Raw genomic sequence first — 20,142 nt, forward strand, 5'->3', positions numbered from 1 at the left:
ACGCTCGGGGGCCGGGGCGGCGGGTGCCGCCGGGGCCGTCGCGACCTCGGGCGCCGGCGCGGCCGGGGCGGGGGTCGCCTCGTCCGTCGTGACGTCCTCGACCTCGTCGACCGGCTCGGGACGGGCGGGCCGCTCGTCGCGCGGCTGGGAGGCGGCCGCGCGCCGCTGCTCCTTCACCTGGTCGGCCTTCTTCTTGGTCGGCCCGAGCACCATGATCATGTTGCGGCCGTCCTGCTTCGGCATGCTCTCGATGAAGCCGAGCTCGGCCACGTCGGCCGCCAGCCGCTGCAGCAGGCGCACGCCCATCTCCGGGCGCGACTGCTCGCGGCCGCGGAACATGATCATGACCTTGACCTTGTCGCCGGCCGCGAGGAACCGCTCGACGTGGCCCTTCTTCGTCCCGTAGTCGTGCGGGTCGATCTTGAGCCGGAAGCGGATCTCCTTGAGGACGGTGTTGGCCTGGTTCCGCCGGGCCTCACGCGCCTTCATGTCGGCCTCGTACTTGAACTTGCCGAAGTCCATGATCTTGCACACGGGCGGACGGGCCGTGGGCGCGACCTCGACCAGGTCGAGGTCCGCGTCCTGGGCCAGACGGAGCGCGTCCTCCACGCGGACGATGCCGACCTGCTCGCCGTTGGGGCCGACGAGTCGGACCTCGGCGACACGGATCCGATCGTTGATGCGGGGCTCGCTGATGTGGTGCTCCTCGGGTTCGTCGTGATGGACCCCAGGAACGAGGAAGGCCCCCGCCCTGGGCACGAGCGGAGGCCACGTCCGGACGGCGGCGCGCGCGGCGCGACCACCGATCAGGCCGACGGGGCTCCCGTCGACCTGAGGACTGGACCCGGTCCCTGTCGTCGGCGAGGCCGAGCGGGCGGGACCCAGGTGGGAAGGACTCCACTTGTGCACCCGCTCCACCGCGTGCCCCCGACTCCGGCACGGACACCCGGGTGAGCGGGAGGCCGTGCGGCGGGACGAGGGCGCGCGACAGCGCGGGTCAGTCGGGGACAACTGTAGCACCCCGGACCGCACACCGCCGGGGCCGCCCGCGCACGGCCCGGCCGGCCACGAGGGCCGCACGACGCGTCGGCGTGTCGTCACTTGAATGATTCCAGAAAACGTGGTGACCTGAGCGCATGACCGACACGGACCTGCTGCGGGACCGGGGCCTGCGGGTGACCGCCCCCCGGCTCGCGGTCCTCGACGCGCTCGAGGGCCACGCGCACCTCGACGCCGACGAGGTGCTCGGCCGCGTCCGCACCACGCTGCCCGCCGTGTCGGTGCAGGCCGTGTACGACGTCCTGCACGCCCTGACCGGCGCCGGCATCCTGCGCCGCATCGAGCCGGCCGGGCACCCCGCCCGCTACGAGCGGCGCGTCGGCGACAACCACCACCACGTCGTCTGCCGCGGCTGCGGCGCCGTCGACGACGTCGACTGCGTCGTCGGCCACGCGCCCTGCCTCGTGCCGAGCTCGACGTCGGGCTTCGCGGTCGAGGCCGCCGAGGTCACGTTCTGGGGCCTGTGCCCCGCCTGCCGGCAGGCCGGCTGACGCCCCTGCCGCCCCCGTCCCCCGCCGCCCCCGCGCGGCGGGTCGCTGCACCCCGGGCTGCGCCCGGACCGAGGAGAGGAACCCGCTTGTCCCACGTGCCCCCCACCACGACCAACGCCGGCGCGCCCGTCGCGTCCGACGCGCACTCGCTCGCGGTCGGCGCCGACGGCCCGATCGTCCTGCACGACCACTACCTGGTCGAGAAGCTCGCGCACTTCAACCGCGAGCGCGTCCCCGAGCGCGTCGTGCACGCCAAGGGCGGCGGCGCCTTCGGCACGTTCACCGTCACGAACGACGTCTCGGCGTACACGCGTGCCGCGGTGTTCCAGCCCGGCGCGGCGACCGAGATGCTGGCGCGCTTCTCCTCCGTCGCGGGCGAGAACGGCTCCCCCGACACGTGGCGCGACCCGCGCGGGTTCGCGCTGAAGTTCTACACGTCCGAGGGCAACTACGACCTCGTCGGCAACAACACACCCGTCTTCTTCATCCGTGACGGCATCAAGTTCCCGGACTTCATCCACTCGCAGAAGCGCCTGCCGGGCTCCCACCTGCGCGACAACGACATGCAGTGGGACTTCTGGACCCTGTCCCCCGAGTCGGCGCACCAGGTCACCTGGCTCATGGGCGACCGCGGCCTGCCGCGGTCGTGGCGGACGATGGACGGCTTCAGCTCGCACACCTACCAGTGGGTCAACGCCGCCGGCGAGCGCTTCTGGGTCAAGTACCACTTCCAGACGCAGCAGGGCATCGACAACCTGACGCCCGACGAGGCGGCGCAGCTCGCCGGCTCCGACGCGGACCACCACATCCGCGACCTGCACGAGCACATCCAGGACGGCGACTTCCCGCGCTGGACGCTGCGTGTCCAGGTCATGCCGTACGAGGACGCGAAGACGTACCGCTTCAACCCGTTCGACCTCACCAAGGTGTGGCCGCACGCGGACTACCCGCTGATCGAGGTCGGCGTGATGGAGCTCAACCGCAACCCGGAGAACTACTTCGCGCAGATCGAGCAGGCGACGTTCGCGCCGAGCAACTTCGTGCCCGGGATCGGCCCGAGCCCGGACAAGATGCTGCTCGCGCGGATCTTCTCCTACGCGGACGCCCACCGGTACCGCGTCGGCGTGAACCACGCGCAGCTGCCGGTGAACGCGCCGAAGTCGGAGGTGCACTCCTACTCCAAGGACGGCGCCGCGCGCGTGACCTTCCCGTCGGCGGACCGTCCCGTCTACGCGCCGAACTCGGTGGGCGGCCCCGCGGCCGACCCGGCCCGCGCGGCGGAGACCGGCGGCTGGGAGTCGGACGGCGAGATGGTCCGCGCCGCCGCGACCCTGCACCCGCAGGACGACGACTTCGGGCAGGCCGGCACGCTCTACCGCGAGGTCTTCGACGACGCGGCGCGCGCCCGCTTCCTCGAGACGATCACCGGGCACGTCGGCGCCGTGAGGAGCGACGACATCCGCGCCCGCGCGGTGCAGTACTGGACGAACGTGGACGCCGGCCTGGGCGCCGCGCTGCGCGAGGGGCTCGCCGCGCTCGGCGCGCCCGTCGAGGCGGGCGAGCCCGGCACGGCCGCGGTGCCCGTCGCCTGACGCGCACCACCGAACGGCACGGCCCCGTCCCGCACGCGCGGGGCGGGGCCGTCGCCGTCCCGCGGCCCGGGTGGGTCGGGAGGCGCGCGGCGGCGGGGACGTCGGCCGCGGGCGCCGGTGAGAGGATCGGTGCATGACCGACCCCACCGCCGAGCAGGACCAGCGCGCCGCCGACGCCGTGCGCGACATCGCGGACGTCGCCGCCGTCGAGGTCATCACGACGGCCGCCGTCCACCTCATGAGCGCCGCCGCCGTGAAGTGCGGCCTCGCCGAGGACGGCCCGGACGGGCCGGGGTCAGCGCACCGGGACCTCGACGAGGCCCGCAAGCTCATCACCGCGCTCGCCGCGCTCGTCACGGCCGCCGCCCCCGACATCGGCAACCAGCACGCCCGGTCCCTGCGCGACGGCCTGCGCTCCCTGCAGCTCGCCTTCCGCGAGGCCTCGCCCTTCCCCGACGCGCCCGGCGACGGCCCCGGCGAGAAGTTCACCGGCCCCGTCTCCTGACGCGACGGCGGTCGCGGCCGTCGGTCCGGCGCCCGCGCCCCCGCCGACCGGCGCTGCCGCGGGTGCGCCCGCGGTCGCCCGTCGCCGGCGCAGCACGCCCGTCAGCGCGAGGCCGACCAGGGCCACCGCCCCGCCGACGCCCGCGGCGGTGAGGAAGCCGGCACCGGCGCCGGCGCGGTCGATCGTCCAGCCGCACAGCGGCGCGCCGAGCGCGTTGCCGACGGTCTGCATCGTTCCGCTCCAGCCCATGACCTCGCCCCGGCGGTGCTCCGGGACGAGGCGGACGAGCGTGGCGTTGATCGACGCGAGCGCCGGCGCGCACGGCAGGCCGGCGACGACGACCGCCACCGCCAGCGCGGCCTGCCCCTGCACGAGCGCCGCCGGCACGGTCGCGACCGCGAGCAGCGCGACCAGCACCAGGGGCGACGGCTGCCGCGGGCTCGCTCCGTGCAGCAGCCCGCCCACGACGGAGCCGCCGGCCCACAGCGCGACCATCCAGCCGACGTCCGCCGCGCGCCCAGTGTCGGTCAGCGCCGCGACGAGGGACACGTCGGTGCCGACGAGCACGAACGCGGCGGCGACGGCGGCCAGCAGCACGACGACGAGCCGCGGCGTGAGCAGGCGGCCGCCCGCCGGTGCGGGGTCCGGCGCGGTGCCCGGGGCGCTGCGCGTCGGCGGGTCGGCCCACAGCAGCAGGACGCCCGCGCCGACCGTCGCGACCCCCACGACGGAGAGGGCGAGCAGGCTCGACCCCTGCGTCGCCAGCAGGGTGCCGACGACGGGACCGAGCATGAAGGTGAGCTCGGTGAGGACGGAGTCCAGGGCGAAGGCCGCCTTCTGCTGCGCGGGCGGCACGAGCACGGCCAGCGACTGGCGCACCACCGAGAACACGGGCACGAGGAACAGGCCGCCGACGAAGACGGCGCCGACGAGCGGCCCGTAGGTCAGGTGCGGCGCGACGAGCCACACGGCGGACTCGACGAGCACCGACGGCAGCAGGGCGCGGCGCAGGCCGAGGCGGTCGACGAGCCGTCCGCGCCACGGCGCGCCCACGGCGACGCCGACCGTCATCGACGCGGCGACCACGCCGGCACGTGCGTACCCCTCGTCGAGCGCCGTCACGACGTGCAGCGTCAGCACGATGCCGCTCATGGCGTGGGGCACGCGCGCGACGAGGGCGACGAGGAAGAGACGCAGCACGCCCGGCAGCCGCAGGACGTCGGAGTAGGAGGACCGCACGAGCGTCGATGGTCACACGCGGGGACCGCTCCGGCTGCATCGTTTCCCGAGCGTTGACGTGCCGTTGGGCGACCGATCGGGCGTACCGGACGGACCGCCCGCGCGGGCCCGGTGCCGGACGGTCCGTCGGCGGGACGCACCGGCGCTGCACCCCGGGCGACGGCCCGTCCCCGCCTATCCTGGCGCGATGACCGGCCCGAGCGGACCCACCCCCTCCCCCGGCCCCCGGCAGCCCCCGCAGGAGCCGGTGTGGTGGACGCCCTCGCCGCGCCCGCCGGCGCCCCCGCCCACCGACGCGACGTCCGCCCCCACCGCCGCCTCGGCGCCGCCCGCCGGCGGGTGGCCCGCGCCGCCACCGCCGCGCCGGAAGGCGGTCGTCGTGCTCGCGCTGGCGCTCGTCGGCGTGCTCGTCGCGGCCGGCCTGGTGGGCGCGCGGCTGTGGACGACGACGCGCGAGTGGGAGCGCGCCGCGGCCGACTGGGAGGCGCTCGCCCGCACCCACGGCGAGGAGCTCGCCCAGGCGACGGCGGAGCTCGAGGCGACCACCGGCGAGCTCGCGGCCACGCGGGACCAGCTGGCGACGGCCCAGACGCGCATCACCGAGCTCGCGGACGAGAAGGCGCAGCTCGGCGACACCACGGCGGCGCAGCAGCAGCTGGCCGACTACCAGGCGCGGGTCTCCGAGGCCGCGGGCACGGTCGCGACGGCGCTCGCCACGTGCATCGACGGCCAGGAGTCGCTCATCGGCTACCTCGAGGACGTCTCGCGGTACGACCCGGCGGAGCTGGCGCGGTTCCGCGCCGACGTGGAGCGCGTCTGCGGGAACGCGAGCGACGCGAACGCCGCGCTGCAGCGGGAGCTGGCGCGGTGAGCGGGCACGTCGGGCGCCGGGCGGGCAGGCGTCCGCGCGGGGCACGGACCGCCCCGGTGCGGTCGGCGCTCGCCGTGGGCGTCGTGGCGTCGCTGCTCGCAGCGTGCGCCGCCCTGCCCGCGCCGCCGCCGCCCGTGCCGACGAGCGTCGTGCCGAGCACGGCACCCGCACCGACGACGACGGAGGCCGGGTCGCAGCTGTCCCCCGACGGCTTCGACGCGGCGCAGCGCATGGCCGTGCGCATCCGGAACATCGGCTGCGGCGCGCTGTCCACGGGGTCCGGCTTCGCGATCGACGAGCACACGCTCGTGACGAACCGGCACGTCGTGGCCGACTCCGCGCAGCTCGAGCTCAGCACCTACGACGGGCGCGACGTCGCCGCGGAGGCCGCGAGCTCAGCCGCGCTCGCCGACCTGGCGGTGGTCCGCACGGTCGACGCCCTCCCGTCCGCACCGGTCCTCGCGGACGCCGACCCGGCGATCGGTGACGCCGTCACGGTCGTGGGCTACCCGCTCGGCCGCCGGCTCACCGTCACCGACGGCCGCATCATGGGCGCCGTCACCGACCCGTTGAACGCCAACCTGGGCGAGGTCCTCGTCACGGACGCACCCGTCGAGCCGGGCTCGTCGGGGTCGGCGGCGCTCGACTCGTCCGGGCGGGTCATCGGCGTGGTCTACGCCAAGAACGCCACGGGCATGAGCTTCGTCGTCCCCGTGAGCACGCTGCGCACGCTCCTCGCGGACGCCGCCGCGTTCGCCCCCGCACCCACGTGCGGCTGACCGGCCGCACCGACCACCGGAGCACGACGGCAGGGAGCCTCCCATGACCGAGCCCACGTTCGACCTGGCCGCCCTCACCCGAGCGGCCGCCGACAGCATCTCCGTCCGCCGGGCGTTCGGGGAGGCGTACGCGCAGGACGGCGCGCTGGTGATCCCGGTGGCCCGGGTCTCCGGCGCCTCGGGAGCCGGGGGCGGTGGCGGCGCCGACGCGCCCGACGGCGCCCACGGCGACGGCGGCGGCGGGGGCTTCGCCACGCACGTGCGACCGCTCGGCGTGGTGGTCGTCGACGCGCGCGGGACGCGGTGGGTGCCCACCGTGGACGTCGACAGGGCGATCCTCGGCGGGCAGCTCGCGGTCGCCGCGATCGCGACCGTGTGGCTGCTCGGTCGGGCGCTGCGGCGGCGCTGAGCGCTGCCACGGCGGGCCCGCGACCCGCTCAGCCGGCTGCGTGCAGCTTCAGCTCGAGCGAGTCCACGCGGGCGGCGACGACCGGGTCGGCGGCGAGCGCGGCGTTGACCTGCGCGAGCACGCGGTCGAGCGCGGACCGGTCCAGGCCCGGCAGCAGGCCGAGCCGCACGGCGACCTCCGCGCGCGTGCCCGGGACGGCGTCGACCGTGCGCACGAGGCGCACCGGCGCGAGCGCGGCGGCGACGGCCGCGGCCACCTCGGCGTCGACGACCCCGCCGACGACCGCCGGGCGCCACGTCTCGCCGCGCGCGAGCGCCTCGACGGCGGTACGGGGCAGCGCGACGGCGACCGGCCCGGCCGGGTCGACCACGACGACCTCCCAGCCCTCGGCGACCGCCGACAGCGCGGCCCGCGGCACGTCGCTCGGCACGGGCCGCGCGTCGGCACGCCAGCGCCGCAGGGCGTCGACGCCCGTGAACACCGGCAGCGCCGTGCGTCCGTCCGGCGTGCGGAGCGCGACGACGCCCGCGGACGCCTCCTTGTCGACGGTGTGCGCGTGACCGTCGTGCTCGACGACGTCCGCGACCTCGAGCTCGGCGAGCACGGGCACCAGCACGCGCGTCGGCGCGAGCGCGGCGACGACCTCGCCGAGGTCGGCCGTGCCGGCGGCGTGCCGGGCGAGCACCGCCGTCAGCGCGGCGTCCGCGGAGCCGTCGTCGCCGGCGAACGGCGACGACGGCGGCAGGGCGCGCCCGGTCACGGCCGCCCGGCGACGTCGAGCGCCTGCGGCAGCGTGAACGCACCGGCGTACAGCGCCTTGCCGACGATGGCGCCCTCGACGCCGACCGGCACGAGCGTGCGCAGCGCCTCCAGGTCGGCCAGGCTCGACACGCCGCCGGACGCCACGACGGGCGCGGACGTGCGCGCGCACACCTCGCGCAGCAGCTCGAGGTTCGGACCGCGCAGCGTGCCGTCCTTCGTCACGTCGGTCACGACGTAGCGCGAGCAGCCGGCCTCGTCGAGACGCGCCAGGACCTCCCAGAGGTCCCCGCCCTCCTCGGTCCAGCCGCGGGCCGCGAGCGTCGTGCCGCGCACGTCGAGGCCCACCGCGACCTGGTCCCGGTGGGAGGCGATGACGCGGGCCGTCCACTCCGGGTCCTCGAGCGCGGCCGTGCCGAGGTTGACGCGCGTCGCGCCGGTCGACAGCGCCCGCTCCAGCGACGCGTCGTCCCGGATGCCGCCCGACAGCTCGACCTTCACGCCGCGGCCCGCGAGCTCGCGCGTCACCTCGGCGAGCAGCGGGGCGTTCGAGCCCCGGCCGAACGCGGCGTCGAGGTCGACGAGGTGGATCCACTCCGCGCCGCCGTCGTACCAGTCGAGCGCGGCCGTCAGCGGGTCGCCGTAGGACGTCTCCGACCCCGCCTCCCCCTGCACGAGGCGGACGGCCTGCCCGTCGGCGACGTCGACGGCGGGCAGCAGCTCGAGGCGGGGCGTGTCGGGCATGGGACCTCTTTCGGGCGCGGGGCACGCCGCCGGGTCGGGCCGGTGGACGTGCGCGGTGGGGGCTGCGGTGCCGGGAGGCGCGCCGCTCAGCGCAGCGAGCCGACCCAGTTCGACAGCAGCTGGGCGCCGGCGTCGCCGGACTTCTCGGGGTGGAACTGCGTCGCCGCCAGCGGGCCGTTCTCGACGGCGGCGACGAACCGGCCGCCGTGCTCGGACCACGTGACGAGCGGTGCCGGCATCGGGTGCTCGCCGGGCGCCGGCGTGTCCGCGAGCGGGAACGCCCGCGCCGCGTAGGAGTGCACGAAGTAGAAGCGCTCGTCGGCGAGGCCGTCGAAGAGCACGGTGCCCTCGGGGGCGTCGACGGTGGACCAGCCCATGTGCGGCACGACCTCCGCCTCGAGCCGGTCGACCACGCCGGGCCACTCGCCGAGGCCGCGGGCGTGCACGCCGTGCTCGACCCCCTCGTCGAACATGACCTGCATGCCGACGCAGATGCCGAGGACGGGCCTCCCGCCCGCCAGGCGGCGGTCGACGACCTGGTCGCCGCCGACGCCGCGCAGGCCGTCCATCACCGCGGCGAACGCGCCGACCCCTGGCACGACGAGGCCGTCCGCGTCGAGCGCGGCCTGCTTGTCACCGGTCAGCTCGACGTCCGCACCGACGCGCTGGAGGGCGCGCACGGCCGAGCGCACGTTGCCGAAGCCGTAGTCGAGGACGACGACGCGGGGGGACGTGGGCACGGCTCCAGCCTACCCGCGCGCGCCGGCGGACCCGGCCGGGCGGCAGCCGTCAGCGGCGGTGCTGGGCGAGCAGCCGCATCGCCTTCCAGCGCGAGAGGCCCACGGACGTCACGACGCCCTCGAGCTCGCCGACCGGGACGTCGCCCAGCAGCAGGTCCTCGAGCGCGGGCGGCGCGCCGGACAGCACCAGCCCCGCCGGCAGGTCCTTCTCGCGCTCGCCGCCGACCCACTGCGACGCGTCGATCTTGCCCGCGCGCCGCTCGAGCAGGACCACCGGCACGCCGCGCAGCATCTGCGAGACCGCCGCCGCGCCCTGCGGCCCCTCGGTGGGCCGGCGCAGGACCGCGAGGGCGCCGACGGGCGACGGCACGGCGTCGACGTCGAGCTTCGCGACGGCGCACGCGGCGGCCAGCGCCTCGGCGGTCGCGACCTGCGTCACGACGACGGCGAGCGTGGGCGCCTGGGCGGTGGTGAGGCCCGAGAGGTCGTCCGGGACCTCGAACGCGATCTCCTGCGCGCCCTCGGGGTCGGGCACGTCCACGTCGTCGGGGCGCGGCGCCTCCGGCCGGTCGCCGCTCACAGCGCGCCCTTGGTCGACGGCACGCCGTCGACGCGGGGGTCCAGGGCCACGGCCGCGCGGAGCGCACGGGCGAGAGCCTTGAACTGCGCCTCGACGATGTGGTGCGGGTCGCGGCCGGCGAGCACGCGGACGTGCACGGTGAAGGCCGCGTGGTGCGCGATCGACTCGAGCACGTGCGCCGTCAGGGAGCCCGTGAAGTGACCGCCGATCAGGTGGTACTCCTGCCCCGGCGGCTCGCCGGTGTGCACGAGGTACGGGCGCCCGGACACGTCGACGACCGCCTGCGCGAGCGCCTCGTCGAGCGGGACCGTCGCGTCGCCGTAGCGTGCGATGCCGCGCTTGTCGCCGAGCGCCTGGCGCAGCGCCTGCCCGAGGACGATCGCGACGTCCTCGACCGTGTGGTGCGCGTCGATGTGGGTGTCGCCGCTCGCGCGGACCGTGAGGTCGACGAGCGAGTGCTTGCCCAGGGCCGTGAGCATGTGGTCGTAGAACGGCACGGTCGTGTCGACGTCGACGCGACCGGTGCCGTCCAGGTCGAGCTCGACCACGACCGTCGACTCGCTCGTCGTCCGCTCCACGCGGGCCGTGCGCCGGGCCACCGGCGCGTCCTGCTGCGGGCTCATCGTCCCGTCACCTCCACCAGGGCGTCGCGGAACGCCGCCGTCTCCGCCGGGGTGCCGACCGACACCCGCAGCCATCCCTCCGGTCCGGTGACGCGCACGAGCACGCCCCGGTCGAGCAGACCCTGCCAGACCGCCTCGCGGTCGTCGAACGGGCCGAACAGCACGAAGTTCGCGTCGGAGTCGCAGGCGACGAAGCCACGGGCGCGCAACCACGCCACGAGCCCGTCGCGCTCGTCCCGCAGCGCGCCGACCTGCGCCATGAGCTCCGGCGCGTGCGCGAGGGCCGCGCGCGCGACCGCCTGCGTGACCGCCGACAGGTGGTACGGCAGCCGGACGACGCGCAGGGCGTCCACCAGGGCGGTGCTCGCGGCGAGGTAGCCGACGCGGGCCCCGGCCAGGCCGAACGCCTTCGACATCGTGCGGCTGACGGCCAGGTGCGGGTGGTCGCCGAGCAGCTCGAGCGCCGACGGGGTGCCGGTGCGGCGGAACTCGCCGTACGCCTCGTCGACGACCACGACGCACCCGCCCGGCACGTGCGCGGCGGCGTCGAGCACGACACGCACGGTGTCGGCGGGCAGCGCCGTGCCCGTCGGGTTGTTCGGGCTGGCCAGCAGCACGACGCTCGGCGCGTGCTCGGCGATGGTCGCGCGCGCGTGCTCCGCGTCGATCGAGAAGTCCTCGGCACGCCGGCCGACGACCCACGCGGTCGACGTGTCGCGGGCGTACTCGGGGTACATCGAGTACGTCGGCGCGAAGGACAGCGCGGTGCGACCGGGGCCGCCGAACGCCTGCAGGACGTGCAGCATGATCTCGTTCGAGCCGTTCGCGGCCCACACCTGCGCGGGGTCCAGGCGCACGCCCGACTCCGCGGCGAGGTAGTCCGCGAGGTCGGCCCGCAGGGCGGCGAAGTCGCGGTCGGGGTACCGGTTGAGCCCGCGCGCGGCCTCGGCGACGGCGGCCGCCACGTCGGCGACGACCTGCTCGGACGGCGCGTACGGGTTCTCGTTGACGTTGAGCAGCACCGGCACGTCGAGCTGCGGCGCCCCGTAGGGCTCGAGACCGGCCAGCTCGGGGCGCAGCGGCAGGACCGCGCCGGGGCGGTCGGGTGCGGAGGTCACGGTCCCCGAGTCTAGGGACCCGGCAGGGGGTGGCCCGTCCGTGCCCGGCTGCGGTCCGCCGGGCGGCGGCGGTGTGGACGGCGCCGGGACGCCTGTCGGACGCGGCGCCTACGCTGCCGGACGTGCCCGCCTCCCTCCCGCCCGACGCCGCGGCCCCCGCCGCGGCGGCCGCCGTCGACCGCGCCGCGCTCCGCGCGCAGGCCGAGGAGGTGCTGCGCCGGCTCGTCGGCCGCGACGACGCGCGCCTCCACGAGGACCAGTGGCAGGCGATCGAGGCGCTCGTCGCGGACCACCGGCGCGTGCTCGTCGTGCAGCGCACCGGCTGGGGCAAGTCGGCCGTGTACTTCGTGGCGACGGCACTGCTGCGCCGCGGCGCCGGCGGACCGCGCCGGGGGCCGACCGTCATCGTGTCGCCGCTGCTCGCGCTCATGCGCAACCAGGTGGAGTCGGCGCGGAAGGCGGGCATCGCCGCGGAGACGCTGAACTCGGCGAACGTGCAGGAGTGGGCGGACGTGCACGCGCGCGTCGCCGCGGGCGAGGTCGACGTCCTGCTCGTCTCGCCCGAGCGGCTGAACAACCCCGGCTTCCGGGACGAGGTGCTCCCCCGCCTCGCGCAGGACGCCGGTCTCGTCGTCGTCGACGAGGCGCACTGCATCTCCGACTGGGGGCACGACTTCCGGCCCGACTACCGCCGCATCCGCACGCTGCTCGGCGACCTGCCGGCCGGGGTGCCGGTGCTCGCGACCACCGCGACGGCCAACGCGCGCGTCACCGCCGACGTCGCCGAGCAGCTCGGCGGCGACGACGACGCGCCCGCGCTCGTCCTGCGCGGCTCGCTCGACCGCCCCAGCCTGCGGCTGCAGGTGACGCAGCTGCCGGACGTCGCGACCCGGCTGGCCTGGCTGGCCACGACGCTGCCCGCGGTCGAGGGCTCGGGCATCGTCTACTGCCTCACGATCGCGGCCGCCGAGCAGGTCACCGAGCACCTGCGCGCGGCGGGGCTCGACGTGCGCACCTACACCGGCCAGACGGACCCGGCGGAGCGGGAGGCGGCCGAGGCCGACCTGCTCGCGAACCGCGTCAAGGCGCTCGTCGCCACGTCGGCCCTCGGCATGGGCTTCGACAAGCCCGACCTCGCGTTCGTCGTGCACGTCGGGGCGCCGTCGTCGCCGATCGCGTACTACCAGCAGGTGGGACGCGCCGGGCGTGCGACCGCCCGCGCGGACGTCGTGCTGCTCCCCGGTCAGGACGACCGTGCCATCTGGGAGTGGTTCGCCTCGAACGCGTTCCCGCCGGAGCAGGAGGTCCGCGCGACGCTGGCCGCCCTCGACGTGCACGGCACGCTCTCCACCGCGCACCTCGAGACGTTCGTGAGCCTGCGCCGCACGCGGCTCGAGGGGATGCTCAAGGTGCTCGACGTGGACGGCGCCGTGCGGCGCGTGCGCGGCGGCTGGGAGTCCACCGGCGAGCCCTGGTCGTACGACGCCGAGCGGTACGAGCGCGTCACGGCCGCGCGCCGCGCCGAGCAGGGGACGATGCTGGAGTACCAGCGCACCGACGCGTGCCGCATGGCCTACCTGCGCGCGGCCCTGGACGACCCGGCGCTCGAGGACGGGTGGCGCTGCGGCCGCTGCGACACGTGCACGGGCACGGTCGTCGGTGCCGCGCCCGCCGAGGACGCCGTGGCGTCGGCCCGGGACCTGCTGGCGGTGCCGGGCGAGCCCGTCGCCGCGCGCCGGCAGTGGCCCACCGGCCTCGCGTCGCTCGGGCTCGACCTGCGCGGGCGCCTGCCCGCCGACGAGCAGGTGGCCGAGGGCCGCGCGGTCGGCCGGCTCGACGGCCTCGGCTGGGGCGGGCCGCTGCGTGCGGCGCTGCGCGACGAGGTGCCCACCGAGCTGCCCGTCGGCCTGCGCGGCGCGGTGCGCGACGTGCTGGCGGCGTGGCGGCCGGGCGTCGACGTGGTCGTGGCCGTCGGGTCCGCGAGCCGGGGCGCGCTCGTGGCGCACCTCGCCACCGGGACGGCCCGGCTGCTCGACGTCCCGTGGGCGGGCTCGCTCACCGCGGTGGGCACCCCGCCGCGGCACGACGTGAACTCGGCGCAGCGCCTCGCGGACGTCGTGCGGCACGTCGGCCTGCCCGACGACGTCGCGGCGGCCGTCGCCGGCCGCCGCGTCCTCCTCGTCGACGACCGCACCGACACCGGCTGGACGCTCACCGTCGCCGGGCGCCTGCTGCGGCGCGCGGGCGCGGCGGAGGTGCTGCCCTTCGTCCTCGGCGTCGGCTGAGCGACGCAAGGACGACGGTAGGGCCCGGCTGCGTCGGCAGGCGCTCAGAAGCGGGCGCGGACCGCCTCGCCGTGCGCGGGCAGCCCCTCGGCGTCCGCGAGCGCGACGACCCGGTCGGCGACCTCCGCGAGCGCGTCGGCGTCGTACTCGACCACCTGCACCGCCCGGACGAACGAGTGCACGCCCAGGCCGCTGGCGAAGTGCGCGCACCCACCGGTCGGCAGCACGTGGTTCGAGCCCGCCATGTAGTCGCCGAGCGACACCGGCGACCACGGTCCGACGAAGATCGCGCCGGCGCTCGTGACCCGGTCCGCCCACGCCGCGGCGTCGGCCGTCTGGATCTCGAGGTGCTCGGCACCGTACGCGTTGACCACGTCGAGCCCGGCCTCGAGGTCGTCGACGAGGACGATCGCGGACTGCGTGCCGCGCAGGGCGGTGACCACCCGCTCGCGGTTCATGGTGGCCTCGACGCGGTCGACGAGCTTGGCCTCGACGGCGCCCGCGAGCTCGACGGACGGGGTCACCAGGACGGCCGCCGCCAGCGGGTCGTGCTCCGCCTGCGAGATGAGGTCGGCCGCGACGTGCGAGGGGTCGGCCGTCCCGTCCGCGAGCACGGCGATCTCGGTCGGGCCGGCCTCCGCGTCGATGCCCACCAGACCGCGCACGAGCCGCTTCGCGGCGGCGACGTAGACGTTGCCCGGGCCGGTGATGACGTCGACCGGCTCGCACAGCGTCTCGCCGTCGACCTCGTCGCTGCCCGCCGCGCCGTACGCGAGCATCGCGACGGCCTGGGCGCCGCCGACCGCGTACACCTCGTCGACGCCGAGCAGCGCGCAGGACGCGAGCACCACCGGGTCGGGCAGGCCGTCGCGCTCCTTCTGCGGCGGCGAGACGACGACGAGCGAGCCGACGCCGGCCTCCTGCGCCGCCACGACGTTCATGACGACGGAGGACGGGTACACCGCGAGGCCGCCGGGCACGTACAGGCCGACACGGCGGACGGGGATCCACCGCTGCCGCACGCGTGCGCCGGGCGCGACGTCGACGGTGAAGTCCTGCGGGCGCTGCGCGCGGTGCACCTGCCGGACGCGCCGGACGGTCTCCTCGAGCGCCGCCCGCACCTGCGGCTCGAGCACCGCGAGCGACTCCTCGACGGCCTCCGCGGGCACGCGCAGGTGCTGCGGCCGGACGCCGTCGAACCGCTCCGACAGGTCGCGCAGCGCCCGCGCGCCGTCGGCGCGGACCTGCGCGAGGATCGGCGCGACCGCTGCGGCGGCGTGCTCCACGTCCAGCTCGGCACGGGGCAGCTCGGCGAGCAGCTCGCGACGGGACGGACGACGGCCGCGGAGGTCGATGCGGGAGATCACGCGCCGAGTCTAGGCGGGCCCGGCGACGTCGGGCCGGACGTCCGCGTAGGCGGGCGTCGCCGCGGCGTACAGCTCGTCCCAGCTGCGGACGGGCCGCCCGGCGAGGTGGTCGTCCAGCTGGTCGAGGCAGGCGTGCCACCCGCCGCCGTAGCCGCGCGCGGAGGCGTCCGCCAGGCCGGTGTGGCGCAGGAGCAGGCGCGTCCCGTCGCCGTCCGGGCGCAGCGCGACGTCGACGCGGGTCACGGTCTCGTCCGGGAACACCCACGTGACCGCCAGGGCACGCGGCGGCTCGCACACCAGCACCTCGCCGGTCGCGCTGTCGTCCGCGTCGGGCACGTCCTCGCCCATCCGCAGCTCGTACCGCCCGCCGACGCGCGGGTCCACGTACAGCGGGCCGAGCCAGCGGGCCACACGCGCCGGTGCGGTCACCGCCTCCCACAGGTCGTCGACCGTGGTGGCGTACCAGCGCTCGAACCGCACCTCCACGCCGTCCGCGCGCCGGGTCAGCACGCCCCGCACGTCCTCCGTCGATCCCGTCATCGTCCGCCTCCGTGGTCGTCCCCTGCGCCGTCCCCTGCGCCGTCCCGTGCGTGGTCCCGTGCGTCGTCCACCGCCGGCCGGTCCGACCGCGGGCCCGCCTGCCGCGCGCCGTCCGTCCGCGTGCCGTCCGGCCCTGCGCCGTCGTCCGCGGGCGCGCCGTCGCGTGCCGCGACCCGCCCGCGGGCGACCTCGGTCGCGAGCGCGTCGAGCCCCGTGCGCCAGTGGCGCGTCATCGCGTCGGCCCACGCCCCCACCTCGTCGAGCGCGGACGCCTGCACCGCGTAGAGCCGGACGGGACCTCGGGGTCGCGCGGTCACGACGCCCGCCTCGCGCAGCACGCGCAGGTGCCGGGACACCGCGGGCTGGCTGATGCCGTGCTCGGCACCGACGGCCGCGGCGAGGTCGCCGGCCGGTCGCTCGCCGTCCGCCAGCAGCTCGACCAGCCGGCGCCGGACCGGGTCGCCGAGCGCGTCCATGGGGTGCACGGTGCCATGTTTGCACCAGCGGTTATATAACACAAGCGTCAGACGTCAGCACGCCTCGTGCGCGAGCCACCCGCGCACCGCCGACCGTGCGGGATCATGGCCGCATGGACGAGGTGCACGTGCGCGACGACGTCATCCGGCTCGGTCAGCTGCTCAAGCTGGCCGGCGTCGCGGACTCCGGGGCGGAGGCGCGGGCGCTGCTCGACGACGACGCGGTGACGGTCGACGGCGAGCCGGAGAACCGGCGCGGCCGGCAGGTCGCGCGCGGCGCTGTCGTCGAGGTCGACCTCCCCACCGGCAAGGTGGCGTTCACCGTCGCCTGACGCGCGCCGGGGCCGCCCCGCCGGCACCGACGTCGCCGCACGCCGTGTCCCGCACGCTCACGCCGACAGGCAGCTCGGACCCAGCAGCGCCTTGAGGTCCCCGTACAGGGACGGCGACCGCTCCACCCGCAGCCCGTCGTCCAACCGCATCACGGTGGTGCGGCCCGGGTTCGTGAGCCGCAGGTGGACCTCGGTCACGCCGGGGTGCGTCGAGAGGACCTCCCGCAGACGCTCCACGACGGGCGGCGTGCAGCGCGACTCCGCGAGGGACACGACGACCGGCGCGTCGGCGGCCTGCGACACGTCGGGGATCGACACCTCCATCGCCTGCAGCTGCATCGTCTCGTCGCGGCGGCGCACGCGACCGCGCACGACCAGCACGGCGTCCTCCGCCAGGGCGGTCGAGTAGGCGAGGTAGGTCTCGCCGAAGAACATGATCTCGACGGACCCCTCCATGTCCTCCAGCGTCACCGCGGCCCACGGGTTGCCCTGCTTCGACATCTTCCGCTGCAGGCCCGTGACCAGGCCCGCGACCACGACCGTCGACCCGTCGGGCCGGGCCTCGTCGGCGTTGAGCGTCGCGATGGACACGTCGGCCGCGGCGGACAGCACGTGCTCCAGCCCGGACAGCGGGTGGTCGGACACGTACAGGCCGAGCATCTCGCGCTCGAACGCGAGCCGCTGCTTCTTGTCCCAGTCGGGCAGGTCGGGGATCTGCACGCTGACGCCGCCGCCCTCGTCGTCGCCCCCGAGGTCCGCGAACAGGTCGAACTGGCCCTCGGCCTCGCGCCGCTTGACGCCGATCACGGAGTCGACCGCCTGCTCGTGCACGAGCAGCAGCGCGCGGCGCGGGTGGCCGAGGGAGTCGAACGCCCCCGCCTTGATGAGCGACTCGATGGTCCGCTTGTTGCAGACGACCGCGGGCACCTTGTCGAGGAAGTCCGTGAACGACGTGAAGGCGCCCTTCTCCTCGCGCGTCGCGACGATCGCGTCCACCACGTTGGCGCCGACGTTGCGCACCGCCGTGAGGCCGAAGCGGATGTCCTTGCCGACGGCCGTGAAGTTGGCGGACGACGAGTTCACGTCCGGCGGCAGCACGGTGATGCCCATGCGCCGGCACTCGTTGAGGTAGAGGGCCGACTTGTCCTTGTCGTCGCGCACGCTCGTGAGCAGCGCGGCCATGTACTCGGTCGGGAAGTTCGCCTTGAGGTAGGCGGTCCAGTACGACACGACGCCGTACGCGGCGGAGTGCGCCTTGTTGAACGCGTAGTCGGAGAACGGCAGCAGGATGTCCCAGAGCGTCTGCACCGCGGCCATCGAGAAGCCGCGCTCCTGCATGCCCTGCGAGAAGCCCTCGAACTGCTTGTCGAGCTCCGCCTTCTTCTTCTTGCCCATCGCGCGGCGCAGGATGTCGGCCTGGCCGAGCGAGTACCCGGCGACGCGCTGCGCGATCGCCATGACCTGCTCCTGGTACACGATCAAGCCGTAGGTCGTGCCGAGGATCTCCGCGAGCGGCTCCGCCAGCTCGGGGTGGATCGGGGTGACCTCCTGCGCACCGTTCTTGCGCAGCGCGTAGTTGGTGTGCGAGTTCGCGCCCATCGGGCCCGGCCGGTAGAGCGCGCCGACGGCCGAGATGTCCTCGAAGTTGTCGGGACGCATGAGGCGCAGCAGGGTGCGCATGCCGCCGCCGTCGAGCTGGAACACCCCGAGGGTGTCGCCGCGGCTCAGCAGGTCGTACGTCGCGCGGTCGGTCAGCTCGAGCTCCTCGAGGACGACCGGGTCCTTGCCGTTCATCACGATGTTCTCGAGCGCGTCGTCGAGGATCGTCAGGTTGCGCAGCCCGAGGAAGTCCATCTTGATGAGGCCGAGGCCCTCGGACGTCGGGTAGTCGAACTGCGTGATGACCGCGCCGTCCTGGGGGCGCCGCATGATCGGGATGATGTCGATGAGCGGCTCGCTCGACATGATGACGCCGGCGGCGTGCACGCCCCACTGGCGCTTCAGGCCCTCGATGCCCTTCGCCAGCTCGACGACGCGCTGCGCGTCCGGGTCCGCGGCGTGGATCTGCCGAAACTCCTCCGCCTCGTGGTAGCGCTTGTCGGCGGGGTCGAAGATGCCCGTGAGGCTGATGTCCTTGCCCATGATCGCGGGCGGCATCGCCTTGGTGAGCTTCTCCCCCATGGCGAACGGCATGCCGAGCAGCCGGGCCGAGTCCTTGAGCGCCTGCTTGGCCTTGATCGTGCCGTAGGTGACGATCTGCGCGACGCGGTCCTCGCCGTACTTCTCCGTCACGTAGCGGATGACCTCGCCGCGCCGGCGCTCGTCGAAGTCGACGTCGAAGTCGGGCATCGAGACGCGGTCCGGGTTGAGGAACCGCTCGAAGATCAGGCCGTGCTGCAGCGGGTCGAGGTCGGTGATCTTCATGGCGTAGGCCGCCATGGACCCCGCGCCGGAGCCACGGCCCGGGCCCACGCGGATCCCGTTGTCCTTCGCCCAGTTGATGAAGTCGGCGACCACGAGGAAGTACCCCGGGAAGCCCATCTTCGTGATGACCTCGGTCTCGAACTCGGCCTGCTTGCGCACCTCGGCCGGGATGCCCTCCGGGTACCGGTGGTGCAGGCCCTTCTCGACCTCCTTGACGAACCAGCTCGTCTCGTCCTCCCCCGCGGGGACGGGGTAGTTCGGCATGTAGTTGGCCGAGGTGTTGAAGGAGACCTCGCACTGCTCGGCGATGCGCAGCGTGTTGTCGCACGCCTCGGGCAGCTCCGCCCAGATGCGCCGCATCTCGGCGGCCGACTTCACGTAGTACCCGTCGCCGTCGAACTTGAACCGGTCCGGGTCCGACAGCGTCGAGCCGGAGTTGATCGCGAGCAGCGCCTCCTGCGACGCGCTGTCCTCCTGCTTGACGTAGTGCAGGTCGTTCGTCGCGACGAGCGGCGCGCCGATGTGCTCGGACAGCCGCAGCAGGTCCTTCAGGACGCGGGTCTCGATGTCGATCCCGTGGTCCATCAGCTCGACGTAGAAGAACTCCTTGCCGAAGATGTCCTGCAGCTCGCCGGCGACGCGGACGGCCTCGTCCCACTGCCCGAGCCGCAGACGCGTCTGGATCTCCCCCGACGGGCAGCCCGACGTCGCGATGAGCCCCTTGCCGTAGCGCTGCAGCAGGTCGCGGTCCATGCGCGGCCACTTGCCCATCTGCCCCTCGAGCGACGCCAGCGAGCTCGCGCGGAACAGGTTGTGCAAACCCTCGTTGTCCCGCGCCAGCAGCGTCATGTGCGTGTAGGCGCCGCGCGCCGAGACGTCGTCCGCCTCCTGGCCCTGCCCGCCGAACCGCACGCGGGTCTGGTCGAACCGGCTGGTGCCCGGAGTGACGTACGCCTCGACGCCGATGATCGGCTTGATGCCGGCGGCGGTGCCCTTGGCCCAGAAGTCGTACGCGCCGAACAGGTACCCGTGGTCCGTCGTCGCGATCGCCGTCTGCCCCTGCCGCTGCACCTCCGCGAACAGGTCGCCGAGCCGGGCCGCGCCGTCGAGCATCGAGTACTCGGTGTGCACGTGGAGGTGGACGAAGTCGGAGCCTCCAGCAGATGACATGCGGGCGATCCTACGTGCCCCCGCCGACACCTCCGAAGG

The 20,142-nt window shown here is 75.3% G+C and carries 19 protein-coding genes and 1 pseudogene; 8 read left to right on the forward strand and 12 right to left on the reverse strand.

What is annotated here, in order from left to right; genetic code table 11:
- Positions 1–759: translation initiation factor IF-3 (infC, locus tag AB6N23_RS08345; RefSeq protein WP_412865634.1), on the reverse strand; the 759-nt coding region annotated here is incomplete at its 3' end.
- Between the two features lie 377 nt (positions 760–1,136).
- On the opposite strand from infC, the gene AB6N23_RS08350 reads away from it, so the two are divergent.
- The 3 genes from AB6N23_RS08350 to AB6N23_RS08360 all read left to right on the forward strand — a co-directional run bounded on the left by AB6N23_RS08350 (position 1,137) and on the right by AB6N23_RS08360 (position 3,647).
- Positions 1,137–1,550, forward strand: a complete 414-nt coding sequence (locus tag AB6N23_RS08350) for a Fur family transcriptional regulator (RefSeq protein WP_412865635.1) — start codon at positions 1,137–1,139, stop codon at positions 1,548–1,550.
- A gap of 86 nt (positions 1,551–1,636) precedes the next feature.
- Positions 1,637–3,142: a catalase gene (locus AB6N23_RS08355; RefSeq protein ID WP_412865636.1), complete on the forward strand. Its 1,506-nt coding sequence runs from the start codon at positions 1,637–1,639 to the stop codon at positions 3,140–3,142.
- A 133-nt stretch (positions 3,143–3,275) separates the two neighbouring features.
- On the forward strand, positions 3,276–3,647 hold the full coding sequence (locus AB6N23_RS08360) for a DUF1844 domain-containing protein (protein ID WP_412865637.1): 372 nt from the start codon (positions 3,276–3,278) through the stop codon (positions 3,645–3,647).
- A gap of 138 nt (positions 3,648–3,785) precedes the next feature.
- Here the strand turns inward: AB6N23_RS08360 and AB6N23_RS08365 are convergent.
- Positions 3,786–4,799, reverse strand: a pseudogene (locus tag AB6N23_RS08365) (MFS transporter); the annotation flags it as partial.
- 274 nt (positions 4,800–5,073) lie between these two features.
- Here AB6N23_RS08365 and AB6N23_RS08370 point away from each other — a divergent pair.
- The 3 genes from AB6N23_RS08370 to AB6N23_RS08380 are packed head-to-tail and all read left to right on the forward strand — an operon-like array spanning position 5,074 to position 6,945.
- Positions 5,074–5,757 carry a hypothetical protein gene (locus AB6N23_RS08370; protein WP_412865638.1) on the forward strand — a complete coding sequence of 228 codons (684 nt, stop codon included), beginning with the start codon at positions 5,074–5,076 and terminating at the stop codon, positions 5,755–5,757.
- Entirely contained in the window at positions 5,754–6,536 is a 783-nt protein-coding gene (locus tag AB6N23_RS08375) for a S1C family serine protease (protein WP_412865639.1), read from the forward strand. The genes AB6N23_RS08370 and AB6N23_RS08375 overlap by 4 nt, the downstream gene beginning before the upstream one ends.
- Positions 6,537–6,579: 43 nt before the next feature.
- Positions 6,580–6,945, forward strand: coding sequence for a spore germination protein GerW family protein (locus tag AB6N23_RS08380; protein WP_412865640.1), 366 nt, complete (start codon positions 6,580–6,582; stop codon positions 6,943–6,945).
- A 28-nt stretch (positions 6,946–6,973) separates the two neighbouring features.
- Here the strand turns inward: AB6N23_RS08380 and AB6N23_RS08385 are convergent, their stop codons facing one another.
- The 6 genes from AB6N23_RS08385 to AB6N23_RS08410 all read right to left on the reverse strand — a co-directional run bounded on the left by AB6N23_RS08385 (position 6,974) and on the right by AB6N23_RS08410 (position 11,509).
- Positions 6,974–7,705, reverse strand: a complete 732-nt coding sequence (locus AB6N23_RS08385; RefSeq protein WP_412865641.1) for an SseB family protein — start codon at positions 7,703–7,705, stop codon at positions 6,974–6,976.
- Entirely contained in the window at positions 7,702–8,448 is a 747-nt protein-coding gene (gene priA, locus AB6N23_RS08390; protein WP_412865642.1) for a bifunctional 1-(5-phosphoribosyl)-5-((5-phosphoribosylamino)methylideneamino)imidazole-4-carboxamide isomerase/phosphoribosylanthranilate isomerase PriA, read from the reverse strand. The genes AB6N23_RS08385 and priA overlap by 4 nt, the downstream gene beginning before the upstream one ends.
- A gap of 86 nt (positions 8,449–8,534) precedes the next feature.
- The gene (gene hisH / locus AB6N23_RS08395) at positions 8,535–9,188 is read right to left on the reverse strand and encodes an imidazole glycerol phosphate synthase subunit HisH (RefSeq protein WP_412865643.1); all 654 of its coding nucleotides are present in this window, start codon (positions 9,186–9,188) and stop codon (positions 8,535–8,537) included.
- A 49-nt stretch (positions 9,189–9,237) separates the two neighbouring features.
- Complete coding sequence (locus AB6N23_RS08400) at positions 9,238–9,768, reverse strand: hypothetical protein (RefSeq protein WP_412865644.1); 531 nt, start codon at positions 9,766–9,768, stop codon at positions 9,238–9,240.
- Entirely contained in the window at positions 9,765–10,391 is a 627-nt protein-coding gene (hisB, locus tag AB6N23_RS08405; RefSeq protein ID WP_412865645.1) for an imidazoleglycerol-phosphate dehydratase HisB, read from the reverse strand. The genes AB6N23_RS08400 and hisB overlap by 4 nt, the downstream gene beginning before the upstream one ends.
- Positions 10,388–11,509, reverse strand: a complete 1,122-nt coding sequence (locus AB6N23_RS08410; protein ID WP_412865646.1) for a histidinol-phosphate transaminase — start codon at positions 11,507–11,509, stop codon at positions 10,388–10,390. The genes hisB and AB6N23_RS08410 overlap by 4 nt, the downstream gene beginning before the upstream one ends.
- 122 nt (positions 11,510–11,631) lie before the next feature.
- Between AB6N23_RS08410 and AB6N23_RS08415 the strand changes: the two genes are divergently transcribed.
- Positions 11,632–13,794 (forward strand): RecQ family ATP-dependent DNA helicase, encoded by a 2,163-nt coding sequence (locus AB6N23_RS08415; RefSeq protein ID WP_412865647.1) that lies wholly within the window; start codon positions 11,632–11,634, stop codon positions 13,792–13,794.
- 44 nt (positions 13,795–13,838) lie between these two features.
- Here AB6N23_RS08415 and hisD read toward each other — a convergent pair whose 3' ends face one another.
- Genes hisD through AB6N23_RS08430 form a run of 3 tightly spaced genes read right to left on the reverse strand, consistent with a single transcriptional unit; the run spans position 13,839 to position 16,177 of the window.
- The gene (hisD, locus tag AB6N23_RS08420; RefSeq protein WP_412865648.1) at positions 13,839–15,161 is read right to left on the reverse strand and encodes a histidinol dehydrogenase; all 1,323 of its coding nucleotides are present in this window, start codon (positions 15,159–15,161) and stop codon (positions 13,839–13,841) included.
- 9 nt (positions 15,162–15,170) lie between these two features.
- The gene (locus AB6N23_RS08425; RefSeq protein ID WP_412865649.1) at positions 15,171–15,701 is read right to left on the reverse strand and encodes an SRPBCC family protein; all 531 of its coding nucleotides are present in this window, start codon (positions 15,699–15,701) and stop codon (positions 15,171–15,173) included.
- The gene (locus tag AB6N23_RS08430) at positions 15,698–16,177 is read right to left on the reverse strand and encodes an ArsR/SmtB family transcription factor (protein WP_412865657.1); all 480 of its coding nucleotides are present in this window, start codon (positions 16,175–16,177) and stop codon (positions 15,698–15,700) included. Before AB6N23_RS08430 ends, AB6N23_RS08425 begins: the two co-directional genes overlap by 4 nt.
- A gap of 113 nt (positions 16,178–16,290) precedes the next feature.
- On the opposite strand from AB6N23_RS08430, the gene AB6N23_RS08435 reads away from it, so the two are divergent.
- Complete coding sequence (locus tag AB6N23_RS08435) at positions 16,291–16,509, forward strand: RNA-binding S4 domain-containing protein (protein ID WP_412865650.1); 219 nt, start codon at positions 16,291–16,293, stop codon at positions 16,507–16,509.
- Between the two features lie 57 nt (positions 16,510–16,566).
- Here the strand turns inward: AB6N23_RS08435 and dnaE are convergent, their stop codons facing one another.
- A complete protein-coding gene (dnaE, locus tag AB6N23_RS08440; RefSeq protein WP_412865651.1) occupies positions 16,567–20,103 on the reverse strand; it encodes a DNA polymerase III subunit alpha in 3,537 nt (1,178 codons plus the stop codon).
- Positions 20,104–20,142 lie beyond the last annotated feature (39 nt).

Source organism: Cellulomonas pasadenensis (assembly GCF_047229365.1).
Lineage (GTDB): Bacteria > Actinomycetota > Actinomycetes > Actinomycetales > Cellulomonadaceae > Cellulomonas.